The 14,079-nt window shown below is 64.0% G+C and carries 14 protein-coding genes; 4 read left to right on the top strand and 10 right to left on the bottom strand.

Annotated elements, in window-relative coordinates; genetic code table 11:
- Nucleotides 1-798 (bottom strand): enoyl-CoA hydratase/isomerase family protein, encoded by a 798-nt coding sequence (locus AC0L2O_RS08995; protein WP_473369468.1) that lies wholly within the window; start codon nt 796-798, stop codon nt 1-3.
- Between the two features lie 110 nt (nt 799-908).
- Here AC0L2O_RS08995 and AC0L2O_RS08990 point away from each other — a divergent pair, with 110 nt between their 5' ends.
- Nucleotides 909-1,574, top strand: coding sequence for a GntR family transcriptional regulator (locus AC0L2O_RS08990; RefSeq protein ID WP_473369467.1), 666 nt, complete (start codon nt 909-911; stop codon nt 1,572-1,574).
- A 5-nt stretch (nt 1,575-1,579) separates the two neighbouring features.
- Here AC0L2O_RS08990 and AC0L2O_RS08985 read toward each other — a convergent pair whose 3' ends face one another.
- Nucleotides 1,580-2,308 carry a haloacid dehalogenase type II gene (locus tag AC0L2O_RS08985; RefSeq protein ID WP_473369466.1) on the bottom strand — a complete coding sequence of 243 codons (729 nt, stop codon included), beginning with the start codon at nt 2,306-2,308 and terminating at the stop codon, nt 1,580-1,582.
- A gap of 152 nt (nt 2,309-2,460) precedes the next feature.
- Between AC0L2O_RS08985 and AC0L2O_RS08980 the strand changes: the two genes are divergently transcribed.
- Nucleotides 2,461-3,654 carry a hypothetical protein gene (locus AC0L2O_RS08980; RefSeq protein WP_473369465.1) on the top strand — a complete coding sequence of 398 codons (1,194 nt, stop codon included), beginning with the start codon at nt 2,461-2,463 and terminating at the stop codon, nt 3,652-3,654.
- Nucleotides 3,655-3,734: 80 nt separating this feature from the next.
- Here the strand turns inward: AC0L2O_RS08980 and glpX are convergent, their stop codons facing one another.
- From glpX to AC0L2O_RS08960, 4 genes are all read right to left on the bottom strand, one after another.
- Complete coding sequence (gene glpX / locus AC0L2O_RS08975; RefSeq protein ID WP_369723944.1) at nt 3,735-4,736, bottom strand: class II fructose-bisphosphatase; 1,002 nt, start codon at nt 4,734-4,736, stop codon at nt 3,735-3,737.
- Nucleotides 4,737-4,823: 87 nt separating this feature from the next.
- Entirely contained in the window at nt 4,824-6,140 is a 1,317-nt protein-coding gene (locus tag AC0L2O_RS08970) for a homoserine dehydrogenase (protein WP_473369464.1), read from the bottom strand.
- Nucleotides 6,141-6,167: 27 nt separating this feature from the next.
- Complete coding sequence (locus tag AC0L2O_RS08965; protein WP_473369522.1) at nt 6,168-7,388, bottom strand: LL-diaminopimelate aminotransferase; 1,221 nt, start codon at nt 7,386-7,388, stop codon at nt 6,168-6,170.
- Between the two features lie 250 nt (nt 7,389-7,638).
- On the bottom strand, nt 7,639-7,914 hold the full coding sequence (locus AC0L2O_RS08960) for a hypothetical protein (protein WP_409192891.1): 276 nt from the start codon (nt 7,912-7,914) through the stop codon (nt 7,639-7,641).
- 253 nt (nt 7,915-8,167) lie between these two features.
- Here AC0L2O_RS08960 and AC0L2O_RS08955 point away from each other — a divergent pair, with 253 nt between their 5' ends.
- Together AC0L2O_RS08955 and AC0L2O_RS08950 are read left to right on the top strand one after the other, a co-directional pair.
- Nucleotides 8,168-9,973, top strand: coding sequence for a PHA/PHB synthase family protein (locus AC0L2O_RS08955; RefSeq protein ID WP_473369463.1), 1,806 nt, complete (start codon nt 8,168-8,170; stop codon nt 9,971-9,973).
- Between the two features lie 88 nt (nt 9,974-10,061).
- Nucleotides 10,062-10,460, top strand: a complete 399-nt coding sequence (locus AC0L2O_RS08950; protein ID WP_369723951.1) for an MAPEG family protein — start codon at nt 10,062-10,064, stop codon at nt 10,458-10,460.
- A gap of 3 nt (nt 10,461-10,463) precedes the next feature.
- Here AC0L2O_RS08950 and argC (AC0L2O_RS08945) read toward each other — a convergent pair whose 3' ends face one another.
- From argC (AC0L2O_RS08945) to AC0L2O_RS08930, 4 genes are all read right to left on the bottom strand, one after another.
- A complete protein-coding gene (gene argC / locus AC0L2O_RS08945; RefSeq protein WP_473369462.1) occupies nt 10,464-11,510 on the bottom strand; it encodes an N-acetyl-gamma-glutamyl-phosphate reductase in 1,047 nt (348 codons plus the stop codon).
- Nucleotides 11,511-11,522: 12 nt separating this feature from the next.
- Complete coding sequence (gene argC / locus AC0L2O_RS08940; protein WP_473369461.1) at nt 11,523-12,503, bottom strand: N-acetyl-gamma-glutamyl-phosphate reductase; 981 nt, start codon at nt 12,501-12,503, stop codon at nt 11,523-11,525.
- The gene (locus tag AC0L2O_RS08935; RefSeq protein WP_409188945.1) at nt 12,500-13,165 is read right to left on the bottom strand and encodes an FMN-binding negative transcriptional regulator; all 666 of its coding nucleotides are present in this window, start codon (nt 13,163-13,165) and stop codon (nt 12,500-12,502) included. Before AC0L2O_RS08935 ends, argC (AC0L2O_RS08940) begins: the two co-directional genes overlap by 4 nt.
- A 217-nt stretch (nt 13,166-13,382) precedes the next feature.
- Nucleotides 13,383-13,913 carry a DedA family protein gene (locus AC0L2O_RS08930; RefSeq protein ID WP_369723956.1) on the bottom strand — a complete coding sequence of 177 codons (531 nt, stop codon included), beginning with the start codon at nt 13,911-13,913 and terminating at the stop codon, nt 13,383-13,385.
- Nucleotides 13,914-14,079 lie beyond the last annotated feature (166 nt).

Genomic DNA, 14,079 nt, shown 5'->3' with positions numbered 1-14,079 from the left:
CTATTGACCGCGCCATTGCGGCGCGCGCTTGTTGAGGAAAGCATCGAGCCCTTCGCGAAAATCCTGGCTCGTGTAGCACATCAGGATGAGGTCTTCGCCCTCCTCCCACGTCAGCCGCCTTTGCAGGCGGGCCACCGCCTGCTTGGTCGCAGTCAATGTCAGCGGCGCGTGGCTGGCCAGGAGCCGCGCAACCTCACCGGCACGGCGGTCGAGCGCCGCGTCATCGTCGACGACCTCGCCGAGCAGCCCGACATGTGCCGCCTCCGCGGCATCGACAAGGCGCGCGGTGAAGATCAGATCCTTGACGCGCGCCGAGCCAATGAGCGCGGTGAGGCGGCTGATATTGGACATCGACAGGCAATTGCCCAGCGTGCGAGCGATGGGAAATCCGATTCTGGCGCTTTTGGTGCCGATGCGCAGGTCGCAGGACGCGGCAATGCCCGCGCCGCCGCCGGTGCAGAAGCCGTTGATCGCCGCGATGGTCGGCACCCGGCACTGCTCGAGCGTGGTCAGCACCCGATCGATCCGGTTCTCGTAGTCGATCGCGTGCTGCGGCGTCTTGAAGTCGCGGAATTGATTGATGTCGGTGCCCGAGGCGAACGCCTTGTCGCCCGCGCCGCGCAACACCAGCACCTTGATGGCGGGATCGCCGTTGGCCTGTTCGCAGATCGCGGCAAGCCGCTCGTACATCGCGAAAGTAAAGGCGTTGCGGGCCTGCGGCCGGTTGAAGGTGACCCGCCCGATGCCGTCCTCAAGCTCGAAAACGAGGTCTTTTGCCTCTGCGGCCTCTAGGTCCATTTGCCATCCCCTGTTTTTTACATTTTTGAATGCAAAATTGGGGATATTCAAGCTGGAACTTTGGATTAGACGCCATTAAATTCTTTTTTGAATGCAAACTGGATCACCCCATGCTTCATGAAGAGGTCGTTGGCCGCATCCGCGCGATCCTGCTCGACGGCGAGATCACGCCGGGTGCGCGCATTCCCGAGCGGGAGCTGTGCGAGCGGCTGCAGATCTCGCGTACGCCGCTGCGCGAGGCCTTGAAGGTGCTCGCTGCCGAAGGACTCGTGCAGCTCTTGCCGCATCGCGGCTCGCGCGCGGCGAAGCTGACCGACAAGGACGTGCGCGACCTGTTCGAGGTCTGCCAGGGCCTCGAGGCGCTGGCCGGCGAACTCGCCTGCGAGCGCATCAGCGAGGCCGGGATCGACGAGATCGCGGCTGCGCACGCGGCCATGGTGCAGCATTATCGCGAGGGCGACCTGATCCAGTACTACCGCGGCAACCGCGCCATTCACGAAGCCATCGTCACCGCAGCCGGCAATCCGGCACTGATCGGGCTCTACGCGTCCGTGACGGCGCGCATCCGGCGCGCGCGCTACGTCACGCCGATGACTCCACAGCGCTGGGCGCTGGCCGTGCAGGAGCACGAAGCGATCCTGAACGCGCTGCAGCGCCGCGACGGTGTCGGCCTGTCGCACATCCTGCGCACGCATCTGCGGCACAAGCGCGAGGAGGTCCTGCAGGCGGGCTTTGCCGAGACGGAAGCAAGCGAGCTCGCGCTGCGGATTGCGTGAAGGCCCTAGCAGCCGAGCCTGTCGGCGATCCCGCCAAAATCCCTGGCGACGATGTCCCAGTTGCCGGTCGCCTCGAAGTCGACCTTCTGGTGCGGACCGTATTCGGTCGGCCGCGCGACGAACGCGGTCTTGAGGCCATTCTTCTGCGCGGCGGCCAAATCGCCATTGTGCGCGGCGACCATCATGACCTCTTCAGGCTTGAGGCCGAGCAGCTGCGCGGCGCCGAGATAAGTCTCGGGATCGGGCTTGTAGTGCTCAAACAGCTCGGCCGACATCACGAGGTCCCAGGGCAGACCCGCAAACTTCGCCATGTTCGTGAGCAGCGCGACATTGCCGTTCGACAGCGGCGAGATGACGAATTTGGTCTTGAGCCGCGTCAGGCCGGCGACGCTGTCAGGCCAGGGATGCAGGCGGTGCCAGCCTTTGGTGATGTAGTCGAGGTCGGCCTCGGTCAGACCCTTGATCGCGAACTTCTCGACCAGCCTGTCCAGCGAACGGCGGTGCAGGACGTCGAGGATGACATAGCCGCGTTCGGGATGCTTGCGCACGTCGTCCATCGCCGCCGTGTACATGCCGCGCCAGCCGTCGACCAAAGCGGTCCAGTCGGCGGTGATGCCGCGGCCCTTGCCCCACCACATCAGGTCGGTAGTCAGGCTGGTGCGCCAGTCGACGACGGTGCCGAACACGTCGAACACGAGGGCTTTGACGGCGGTGAGATCGGAGGTCGTAGTCATGCTTTGCACCGTGGCTGCGGGGCGCTTCGCGCTCGGATCGAGGGCTTTAAAGCACGATCGGTTCCATGCAACAATAGCGCTGGTCGGTACATGAAGCACATCCAACACGAGCAAGGTGACCGGCCAACCAGTCGGATTGCTGCGCATCTGCCATGACCAAATCTGTCGCCTATATAATGCTTGAGGATGGCCATCTCCCGAACATGGGAACCCTGATTGAGGCGTTGCGCGTCCGTCATCCCGGCCTGCGCTGGGAAAGCACCGAACGCGGGTCAAGTGTAGACGCCGACGGACCGATGTTCATCCGCGCCGGCGATCATCTCGTGGCCATCCTGTTGATGCCCGCGCCCCTGCCCTTCGATCAGCAGCTGTGGGAGCGGACGTTGTCGGTGTGGCCCGACGCTTTCCACGCGGTAGACCGCCACCGCGCGCACCTGATCATTTCGACGATGGGCTCCGCCGAAAAAAACGCAGGCACGACAGAGCTTGGGCTCGTCGAGAGTGCTCGCCTCACAACGGCCGTGGTCGGCGGCGTGCTCGAAGCGCAGCGGGGCTGTCTCGGAGTAGTCTGGTGCGGAAACGTTGGTCGCTCCCCCGAGATGTGGCTTGAGCAGTCAGGCCGATCGTTCACTCCGTTTCCAGATCACCCGTTTGGACTGTGGATGGAAATCGTTCCCTTCCGTTGCGGTGAGACCGTCGGGGCTTATACGGTCGGTTTATCCGCATTCACGGGACGCGAGATTGAGTTTGAAGTGGATGGACTCGACGAGCGCGTTGTCATCGGCCGCGTTGCCCAGCTTGCGTCATTCGTCATCGCAAACGGCATCGGCACCGAACTCGCGAGCGGCGCAGTGTTCGAGGCCGACTCCGAGATCGATCACCGCGTCGCTGTGCTTCACCGCAACTCGCGGTTCAACATCGGGCCGGTCATTACATTCTCATCTGTTGGGGACCGGCCCGGAAAACAAAGGACCTACGAGGTCATTCCTACCTCGATCGCCCGAAATCATCCGTTGCTGGTCATGTTGGGCAAGGCTGGGCTCTTCGACCCGGCAAGTCCTGAAAATCGAATCCAGCTACGGCCGGATCATTACGTTTCAGAAGTCCGGTTGGAGAGCTACGATGCCGGCATATCGGGCGCGTTGTCCAACATGCTGGCCAGCGATGCCTATTTTGAGGCCGACGCAAACGCTCGGCGCGCGCTCGCGACCGGGGATGTCAAATCAGCGAAGCTGCATCTTCTCCCTTTTGCCAAAGAAGTCGACCTGCTGCAGTCGGCTTTGAAGCTAGCGCTGACCTTGCGCGATGCCTTCATGTTTTTGCCAGCACCGCCTCACAGGCCATAACCCAACTTCGACGCAGGCTGGTCAATCCGCGGCGAACGTCCGGCTGAATTCGCCGAACGTTGTGCGCGCTCCTCGCATCCTTAGTCCAAATGGAACTTCGCGAGCTCGCGATGCTCGGCCTTGATGTAGCGCACGGTGCCGGTGACCGAGCGCATCACCACCGTCTCAGTTTCGATCACGCCGTCCTTGCGGAATTTCACGCCGGAGAGCAGCGAGCCGGTGGTGACGCCGGTGGCCGCGAACAGGCAGTCGCCGCGCGCCATGTCCTCGATGCCGTAGATCATCTTGGGATCGTTGACACCCATCTTGGCAGCGCGCTCGCGCTTCTCTTCGGAATCGAGGATCAGGCGGCACTGCATCTGGCCGCCGATGCAGCGCAGCGCCACCGCCGCGAGCACGCCTTCAGGCGCGCCGCCGGTGCCGAGATACATATCGACGCCGGTATTATCAGGATCGGCGCAGTGGATCACCCCCGCGACGTCGCCGTCGGTGATGAGGCGCACGGCCGCACCGGTCGATCGCACGCTCTCGATGATGCTGGCGTGACGCGGACGGTCGAGCACGAGCACGGTGATGCCGTCGGGCTGCACGCCCTTGGCCTTGGCGAGACGGCGGACGTTCTCGGCCGGCGTGGCGTCGAGCTCGACCACGCCCTTGGCGTAGCCGGGGCCGATCGCGAGCTTCTGCATGTAGACGTCGGGCGCGTGCAGCAGCGTGCCGCCGTCGGCCATCGCCATGGTGGCAATCGAGCCCGGCATGTTCTTGGCGCACAGCGTCGTGCCTTCGAGCGGGTCGACCGCGATGTCGACCTGCGGGCCGGCGTTCATGCCGACCTTCTCGCCGATGAACAGCATCGGCGCCTCGTCGCGCTCGCCCTCGCCGATCACGATGGTGCCTTCGATCGGCAGCTTGTTGAGCTCGCGCCGCATCGCGTCCACGGCGGCCTGGTCGGCCGCCTTCTCGTTGCCGTGCCCGCGCAGCCGCGCCGACGACACCGCCGCCCGCTCCGTCACCCGCACGATCTCCAGCGTGAGAATGCGCTCGAGCAAGGCTTGCGGCGGCACTGAAATATGGGTCGACATCGGCTAACTCCTTCGAAACGGTTTTGGACGGAAAGCTCCGTCCGCATCAACTCTCAACGCCCGGTGTTCGTTCGAACGAACTCCGCCTCAGTTCTTCTCGATCCTGATGACCTGCGGCCGTCCGCTGATCACCTTGTCCTTCTGCACGGCTGCGAGTGCGCGGCGCACGGCATCTTCATGCGTCGCGTAAGTGATCAGAATGACGGGCACGGGCACCGCCTTGCCATTTGCCGGCGCGACCCCGCCATTGGGATGACGCTGCACGATCGACTCGATCGAAATCTTCTGCTCGGCGAGCCGGGTCGCGATCGCGGCCGCCGTGCCGGGGAAATCGCGCGCCAGGAGGCGGATGTAGTAGCCGCCCTCGTGGCGCTCCATCGGCGCCTTCCGGGTGTCGCGCAGCTGCGCGATCGGCCGGCCGAACGGATTGGCGCGGATGCCGCGCGCAACATCGGCGATGTCGGCGACCACGGCGGACGCGGTCGCTGCTCCCCCCGCGCCGGGACCAACCAGCGTGATCGGCGGAATGCCCTCGCCATCGATCGTGACCGCATTGGTGACACCCATCACCTGCGCGATCGACGAGGATTTTGGAACCATGGTTGGATGCACGCGCTGCTCGATGCCAGTTGCGGTGCGAACCGCAACGCCGAGCAGCTTGACGCGATAGCCGAGATCGGCGGCGGCGCGCAGATCTTCCGGCGCGATGGAGGAGATGCCTTCGACATAGACCGCGCTTTGAGCAACTTTCGTGCCGAAAGCGAGGCTGGCGAGAATGGCGAGCTTTTGCGCGGTGTCGTGGCCATCGACGTCGAAGGACGGATTGGCCTCGGCATAGCCGAGCCGCTGCGCGTCCTTGAGGCATTCGGCAAACGACAGGCCCTCCTGCTCCATCCGCGTCAGGATGTAATTGCAGGTGCCGTTGAGGATGCCGTAGACGCGGCTGATGCCGGTTCCCGCAAGGCCTTCGCGCAACGTCTTGATGACGGGGATCGCAGCACCAACGGCTGCCTCGAAATTCAGCGCACCGCCATGCTTTTCGGCCGCCTTGGCGAGCTTCAGGCCGTGCTTGGCGAGCAACGCCTTGTTGGCGGTGACGACGGACTTGCCGGCGTTGAGCGCAGCTTCGACGGCCGCGAGCGCGGGATCGCCGGCGCCGCCCATCAGTTCGACGAAGCAGTCGATGCCGGGATGGGTTGCAAGTGCGAGCGGATCCTTGACCCATTCGACGCCGCGCAGATCGACGCTGCGCTTCTTCGCCTTCGAGCGCGCGGTGACGGCGACGACGCGAATGCCGCGGCCGCTGCGGCCTGCGAGCACGCGGGCTTGCGTTTCGATCAGACGGACGACTTCGGCGCCCACGGTGCCGAGCCCCGCTATGCCCAGTTTCAGGGGTGCGACCATGTGCTTTGGAAAACCTGTCGAAGAGAATTAACGCCGGGTGGCGAGCGGAACGACGTTGTGCAACGTTTCGATGCCGCTTTCAAGGAAGCGGCGCACGCCGCGCGCGGCCTGCCTGATCCGCTGCTCGTTTTCCACCATGGCGATGCGGACATATCCTTCACCATGCTCGCCGAAGCCCACGCCGGGCGAGACCACGACGCCGGATTTCTCCACCATCAGTGTTGCGAACTGCATGCTGCCGACGCTGCGGAACGCCTCCGGCAGCGGTGCCCAGGCGAACATCGAGGCATCGGGCGGCGGGATCTCCCAGCCGGCGCGGCCGAACGACTCCACCAGCGCGTCGCGGCGCTTGCGGTAGGTATCGCGCATCTCCTTGATGCAATCGTCAGGGCCGTTCAGTGCGGCGGTCGCCGCGACCTGGATCGGCGTGAACGCACCGTAGTCGAGATAGGATTTGACCCGTCCGAGTGCCGCGATCACGCGCTCATTGCCGACCGCAAAGCCCATGCGCCAGCCGGCCATCGAATAGGTCTTCGACATCGAGGTGAACTCGACGGCAACGTCGATCGCGCCGGGCACCTGCAGCACCGAAGGCGGCGGATTGCCCTCGTCGAAATAGACCTCGGCATAAGCGAGATCGGACAGGATCAGGATCTCGTGCTTCTTCGCGAAGGCGACCAGGTCCTTGTAGAAGTCGAGGCTCGCGACATAGGCGGTCGGGTTGGAGGGATAGCACACGACGAGCGCGAGCGGCTTCGGGATCGAATGCACGATGGCCCGCTCCACCGCCTCGAAGAATTGCGGCGTCGGCTCCGAGGGCACCGAGCGGATCACGCCGCCCGCCATCAAAAAGCCGAAGGCGTGAATCGGATAGCTCGGGTTAGGGCACAGGATGACGTCGCCCGGCGCGGTGATCGCCTGGGCCACGTTGGCAAAGCCCTCCTTGGAGCCGAGCGTCGCCACGATCTGGGTGTCGGGGTTGAGCTTCACCCCGAAGCGGCGGGCGTAATACCCGGCCTGGGCCCGGCGCAGGCCGGGGATGCCCCGCGAGGCCGAGTAGCGGTCGGTGCGCGGCTTGCCGAGCGTCTCCTTGAGCTTCTCCAGCACATGCGGCGGCGCCGGCAGGTCCGGATTGCCCATGCCGAGATCGATGATGTCAGCGCCGGCATTGCGCGCGGCCGCCTTGGCCCGGTTGACCTGCTCGAACACGTAAGGCGGAAGGCGGCGGATGCGGTAAAATTCTTCCATGGGTCCAGACATCGCTACTTGGGCTCCGGGCAACCGGTCAGGGCAGAATCGAACGGTCATGACAGACCATGGGGGAGGCCTCGACCCATTCGTGAAAATCGCTCAAAATCAAATACTTCGAACGTTTCTCAGCGACGGGGATTGAAGTCCCTTGCTCTGACTCTCGGCTGAACTGGGGTCTTTTTAGCACGGAGTGGCGGGGGCGCCAGCGATTACCTTGCTCCGCCACGCCGTTCTCTACTTAGCGTACTTACTTGGCGTCCTTGGCGGCGACGGCCTGGCGGTCACGCGCGGCGGCAAGCTCCGCCTCGATCTTGGCGCGCTGGTCGGGTGGGATGATCGCCTGGTCACGATCCGGCGGCAGGTCGTGCACCGGAAGATAGCCGCTCGAATCCTTCGCATGCGCCTGCGCGTCGGCGGGCGAGTAATCCGCGAGCTGGCTCGAGCAGCCGCCCAGCGCAAGCGCCGCGATCAGCAGCGCGCCGCACGCGAGCCGGGTCTTTTGCAGGTCCCACAACGCCAACACTTGGGAAATCCCCACTTCGTCCCAACGCAAGGCTGCCGGTAGCTTAACCAACAACCTGCCCAAGCTCAAACCATTGCTGCCCACAAATGGTACGAGCGAGAATTCATCCAAGGCCCACAACACGAGAGGTGCACGTCGATTGTGACAAAAGCAAGAAGCCTTGTCGCAGTGCAGCACATCTTCGCGTCTGTTTGACGCGAAACCGGCGAGCTTCGCGGTGACGAATACGGAATGAATCGTTACTGTTCTGCCCATGAGTACAGCCACGACCGACACGCCCGGATCCGAGACGAAGTTCGATGCAAACGCCTTCGCGATGAATGTCGCGCGGGCGATGGAAGGCGGCGGCAAGGCGCTTGCCGCCTACCTGAAGCCGCGCGAGAGCGGCGAGGTGCAGGACCGACCGCCGGCGGAGCTGGCCGAAGTCATCAAGGCGTTCACGTCGGTCGCCGAATACTGGCTGTCGGACTCCTCGCGCGCCTCCGAGGTCCAGACCAAGCTTGCCAAGGACTATCTCGACCTCTGGGGCTCTGCGGCGCGGCGCATGGCCGGGCAGGACGCGCAGCCCGCGATTGCGCCCTCGCCGCGCGACAAGCGCTTTGCCGATCCGGAATGGAAATCGAACCAGTTCTTCGATTTCATGATGCAGCTCTATCTGCTCACGACCAAATGGGCGCAGGAGCTGGTGCGCGACGCCGAGCTTGATCCGCAGACCCGGCGCAAGGCCGAGTTCTACGTCCAGCAGGTCACCAACGCGCTGTCGCCGTCGAACTTCGTGCTGACCAATCCGGAGGTGCTGCGCGCAACCGTCGCAAGCAGCGGCGAAAATCTCGCGCGCGGCCTGACCATGCTGGCCGAGGACATCGCCGCCGGCAAGGGCATGCTGAAGATCCGCCAGTCCAATCCGGACAACCTCGTCGTCGGCGTCAACATGGCGACCACGCCGGGCAAGGTGATCTACCAGAACGAGATGATGCAGCTGATCCAGTACGCGCCGACGACGGAGAAGGTGCTGCGCACGCCCCTCCTCATCGTGCCGCCCTGGATCAACAAGTTCTACATCCTCGATCTCAAGCCGGAGAAATCCTACATCAAGTGGTGCGTCGACCAGGGCATCACCGTGTTCGTGATCTCGTGGGTCAATCCCGACAAGCGGCTTGGAGCCAAGACCTGGGAAGACTACATGAAGGAAGGCGTTCTGACGGCGATGGACGTCATCGAGCGCGCGACCGGCGAGTTGAAGGTGCACACGGCCGGCTATTGCGTCGGCGGCACGATGCTCGCGACCACGCTGGCCTGGCTCGCCGAGAAGCGCCGCCAGCGGGTGACCTCGGCGACGTTCTTTGCAGCGCAGGTCGACTTCACCCATGCCGGCGATCTCCTCGTCTTCGTCGACGAGGATCAGATCACAGCGCTCGAGCAGGACATGAAGGCATCCGGCGTGCTCGAAGGCTCCAAGATGGCGATGGCCTTCAACATGCTGCGCTCCAACGATCTGATCTGGTCCTATGTCGTCAGCAACTATCTGAAAGGCCAGCAGCCGAGCGCGTTCGACCTGTTGCACTGGAACTCGGACGCAACCCGCATGACCGCGTCGAACCATTCCTATTATTTGCGCAACTGCTATCTGGAGAACCGGCTGTCCACGGGCACCATGGTGCTCGACAACACCCTGCTCGACCTCTCCAAGGTCAAGGTGCCCGTTTACAATCTCGCCACCCGCGAGGACCACATCGCGCCGGCCGAGTCGGTGCTGTACGGCTCGCAGTTCTTCGGCGGCCCGGTGAAATATGTGCTGTCCGGCTCGGGCCACATCGCCGGCGTGGTCAATCCGCCGGCGTCGAACAAATACCAGTACTGGACGAACGACAACGTCAAGAACGTCACCGTAGCCGAGTGGATGAAGGGTGCCGTCGAGCACAAGGGCTCGTGGTGGCCGGACTGGCGCGAATGGCTGGGCGGGCTCGATCCGGAGGAAGTCCCGGCGCGCGGCGTCGGCAGCGAAGCGCTGCCCCCGATCGAGGACGCGCCCGGCAGCTATGTCAGGGTGCGCGCGTAGCGGACGATTGCTTGCGCATGGCGCAAGCTTGCGCGCTTGTATAAGCTCGCTCTCGATTCAGAGATGAGACGACAGAGGGGACCGGATTATGACGCGCGAATTGTTCTGGCTGACAATGACGGTGATCCTGACCGGGATTCTCTGGATTCCCTACACCATCAATCGCTGCCAGGTGCGCGGTCTCGGTGGCGCGATGGCCAATCCCTCGCGCGGCGACAAGCCGCAGGCGGAGTGGGCGAACCGCCTGATGTTCGCGCATGACAACGCGGTCGAGAACCTGGTCCTGTTCGCGCCGCTGGTGCTGATCCTCAACGCGATCGATTATTCGACGAAATGGACGGTGCTGGCATGCGTCGTCTACTTCTGGGCTCGCGTCGCGCATCTGATCGTCTATGCCCTCGGGATCCCGGTGTTCCGGACGGTCGCTTTCACGGTGGGGTTCCTGGCGCAGGCCGTGCTGGCGCTGGCGATTTTCAAGGTGTTCTAGCGATCAGGGAAACAGCGCGATCTGCTCCAGTCCAGCGGTCTCGGGCAGCCCGAACATCAGGTTCATGTTCTGGATTGCCTGACCGGCCGAGCCCTTCACCAGATTGTCGAGGGTGGAAATCACGATCGCCCGATTCTTGATCCGGTCGGCGATGACGCCGATCTGCACATAGTTGGAGCCGCGCACGTTCTGGGTCTGCGGCAGCACGCCCTTCCTGGCCACATGCACGAAGGGCTCGTTCGCGTAGGCTTTCTCGAGTGCGGCCCGCAAATCGTCCGGCGTCGCGCCGTTGAGCCTGACATAGGACGTGCAGAGTTCGCCGCGCGCCATTGGAATAAGATGCGGCGTGAAGTTGATCGTCACCGCGGAACCGGCGGCGACGCCGATCTCCTGCTCGATCTCCGGCGCGTGCCGGTGGGTGCCGACCGAATAGGGCGACAGCCCCTCGCCCGCCTCGCTGAACAACGTGTTCTGTTTCAGCCCGCGGCCGGCGCCGGTGACGCCTGATTTGGCGTCGATGACGATGTCGTCGACGTCGATCAATTTGGCTTTCGCAAGCGGCACCAGCGCGAGCAGCGCCGCCGTGGGATAGCAGCCGGGACAGGCGACCAGCCGCGCCGACGCGATCTTCTCGCGATAGAATTCGGTCAGGCCATAGACCGCTTCGCCCTGCAGTTCGAGCGCCCGGTGCTCATGGCCGTACCATTGCGCGTAGGTGTTCTTGTCCCGCAGCCTGAAATCGGCGGACATGTCGAGGACCTTGATCTCCGGATTTGCCTTGAGGACCGCGGCAATGATTTCCTGCGTGGTGCCGTGCGGCAGCCCGCAGAACACCGCATCGAGCTTGCTCCAGTCGACCTTTTCCCATTCCACGAGTTTCGGCAGGTTCAGCATGAAGAAATGCGGAAACACGTCGCCCATCGACTTGCCGGCGTGGGTGTTGGCGGTGAGCGCGATGATCTCGGCGTTCGGATGCCGCGCCAACAGGCGCACCGCATCGGCCCCGGTGTAACCGGAGGCGCCGAGAATGCCGATCTTCTTCGAGCTCATCACGCGTTCCTTTCAGGCGTCAAGGCCCAGCATCAGCCGCATATTCTGAACGGCTGCGCCCGAGGCCCCCTTGCCGAGATTGTCGAGCCGCGCGACCAGCACCGCCTGGTGATGTTTGTCGCTGGCGAAGACATAGAGCTCGAGCATGTTGGTTTCGTTGAGCGCCTCCGGCTCGAGCTTGCCGCCCTTGGTCGCTTCGTTCTGAAGCGGCATCACCGAGACGTATTTTGAGCCGGCGTAGCGCTTGGCCAATGCGGCCTGGAGATCTGCACCGCTGGGCTTTCCCGGCAGCGTGTCGAGCTGGAGCGGGACTGAGACCAGCATGCCCTGCCGGTAGTTAGCGACCGACGGGATGAAGATCGGCCGCCGCGTCAGGTTCGAATAGAGCTGCATCTCCGGCAGATGCTTGTGCTCGAAGCCAAGGCCATAGAGCTCGAACGCCGGCGCGCTGCCGTCTTCATAGCTTGCGATCATCGCCTTGCCGCCGCCGGAATAGCCGCTCACCGCGTTGACGGTGACGGGATAATCGGGCGGCAACAGACCCGCGTCGACGATCGGCCGCAGCAGCGCGATCGCGCCGGTCGGATAGCAGCCGGGATTGGAGACCTTTTTCGCGGCCTTGATCTTGCCGGCCTGGTCTGCCGTCAGCTCCGGAAAGCCGTAGGCCCAATCAGGCGCGACCCGGTACGCGGTGGAGGCGTCCAGCACCTTCGGCCCCGACGCGCCCATGCTGTCGATGAGCGCGACTGTTTCTTTGGCGGCATCGTCCGGCAGGCAGAGGATGACGAGGTCCACCTCCTCCATCAGCGCCTTCTTGGCCGCGGGGTCCTTGCGCTTGTCGTCGGCAATCGTCTTCACCGCGACATCGCTCTGGAGCCTCAGCCGCTCGTTGATGCCGAGCCCGGTGGTGCCGGAGCCGCCGTCGACGAAGACAGTGGCGGGCTTTTTCGCAGGGCCCGTCTTCACGGCCTGTTTGGTGTCAGAAAGGTTCATGGCACGCTTCCTTGGAGCTTGTTGGCAGCCGCGAAAGCTTGCGGCTTCACGTCCTGCATCAGTTGCGCGATCTCCCTGGCGTCGGCGGAAGGCTGCGCACCGAGAGCATCGGCGATCGCGGTGTAATCCGCGTCGGATTTGTGCTGGTTGAGCTTGAAGCTGCCTTCGACCTCTTCAACCGTCATCACCAGACCCACGATCGCCTTCTTCATCGCCTCCAGCCGGCCGGCGGTCATCTTGCCCGACGTCCACGGCTTCTTCGGCAGCAACCGGCTCTCGAACTTCTCGCTGAGGACATCGACCTGCACCGACAGCTCGTCGTCCGCTAGCAGCCGCACCGGCCCGCTCAGATGCACCGACTGATAGAGCCAGGTCGGCACCTGATCGGGCGAGACGTACCAATCGGGCGAGACATAGGCATCGGGACCGTTGACCGCGAGCAGCCAGGAGGTCGCGCCGTCCGCAAGCTTTAGCAGCGGATTGTGACGCGCGGCATGAAAGGCGGCGTGCGGCGTGCCGTCATCGGCGTAGGTCAGATAGAACGGCAGCGCCGACGCGATCGGCTTCTTGCCGTCGAAGGCGCACATCATGCCGAAGCCGCGCGCCTCGGCGAATTTCAGGCTCGCGGCGCGGTCCTGCTTGAACAAGGGGGGCGTGTACATATTGGTCTCCTGCTGGGCCTCGTTGGGGGCCGCCGGATCAGATCGCGCTGACAGGAGAGAGAATGCCGCGGATCGGATCCAGCGGCAAAGACGATGATCTCAAACGCGATCGACCGCCCAAACCGCTAAAGCGCGGCGGCGGCGACGGGCGAACAGGATGGTCGCGGCGTTGATCATGGCGCGGGGCTATAGGGCCAAGCGCGGTTCCCGTCAAGCTTCACACCACCCGCCAGATCCATTCCATGATCGTTGCGATCACGTCGCCGAACAGCAGCAGCGCCGCCGACCAGACCAGGGCCGAAATGAAATTGGCGGTCTGGAAGCTCCAATAGGGCATCTCGAAAATGCCGGCGGCGAGCGGCACGGAGGCGCGCAAGGGGCCGAAGAAGCGGCCGATGAAGATGCTGGGCACGCCCCAGCTTTTCACGAAGGCCTCGCCCTTGGGCAGCAGTTCCGGATAGCGCGAGAGCGGCCACATCTGTGCGACCTGCTCCTTGTAGCGGTAGCCGAACCAATAGGAGACCCAGTCCCCGAGAGCGGCGCCAATGCCGCCGGCGATCCAGACCGGGTAGAAGCTGATGCCGCTCGCCCCGATCAGGGCACCGATCGCGACCAGCGCGCCCCAGGCCGGGATCAGCAGCGAAATGAAGGCGAGCGACTCGCCGAAGGCCAGCAGGAACACGATCGGAGCCGCCCAAGCCTGGTGAAGGCGCACGAAGTCGGCCAGTGCGTGCGCATACTGCTCCATTCCTGATCGCCTTCCCGCCCCGCCTTGAGGCCTGCTCGATGAAAAGGACTGGTAAGCCAAGCACTTGTGTGACATCAAGTCACAAAGCCCGATCTGGACCGGACCGGCGCGTCAAATTGCCGGGACTTGGGCAGCCAGCGGCGTAAAATCGCCGGGATTGGCTCCC

This window comes from Bradyrhizobium sp. Kon10 (assembly GCF_055807395.1).
This window is presented reverse-complemented; position numbering and strand designations above follow the sequence as displayed.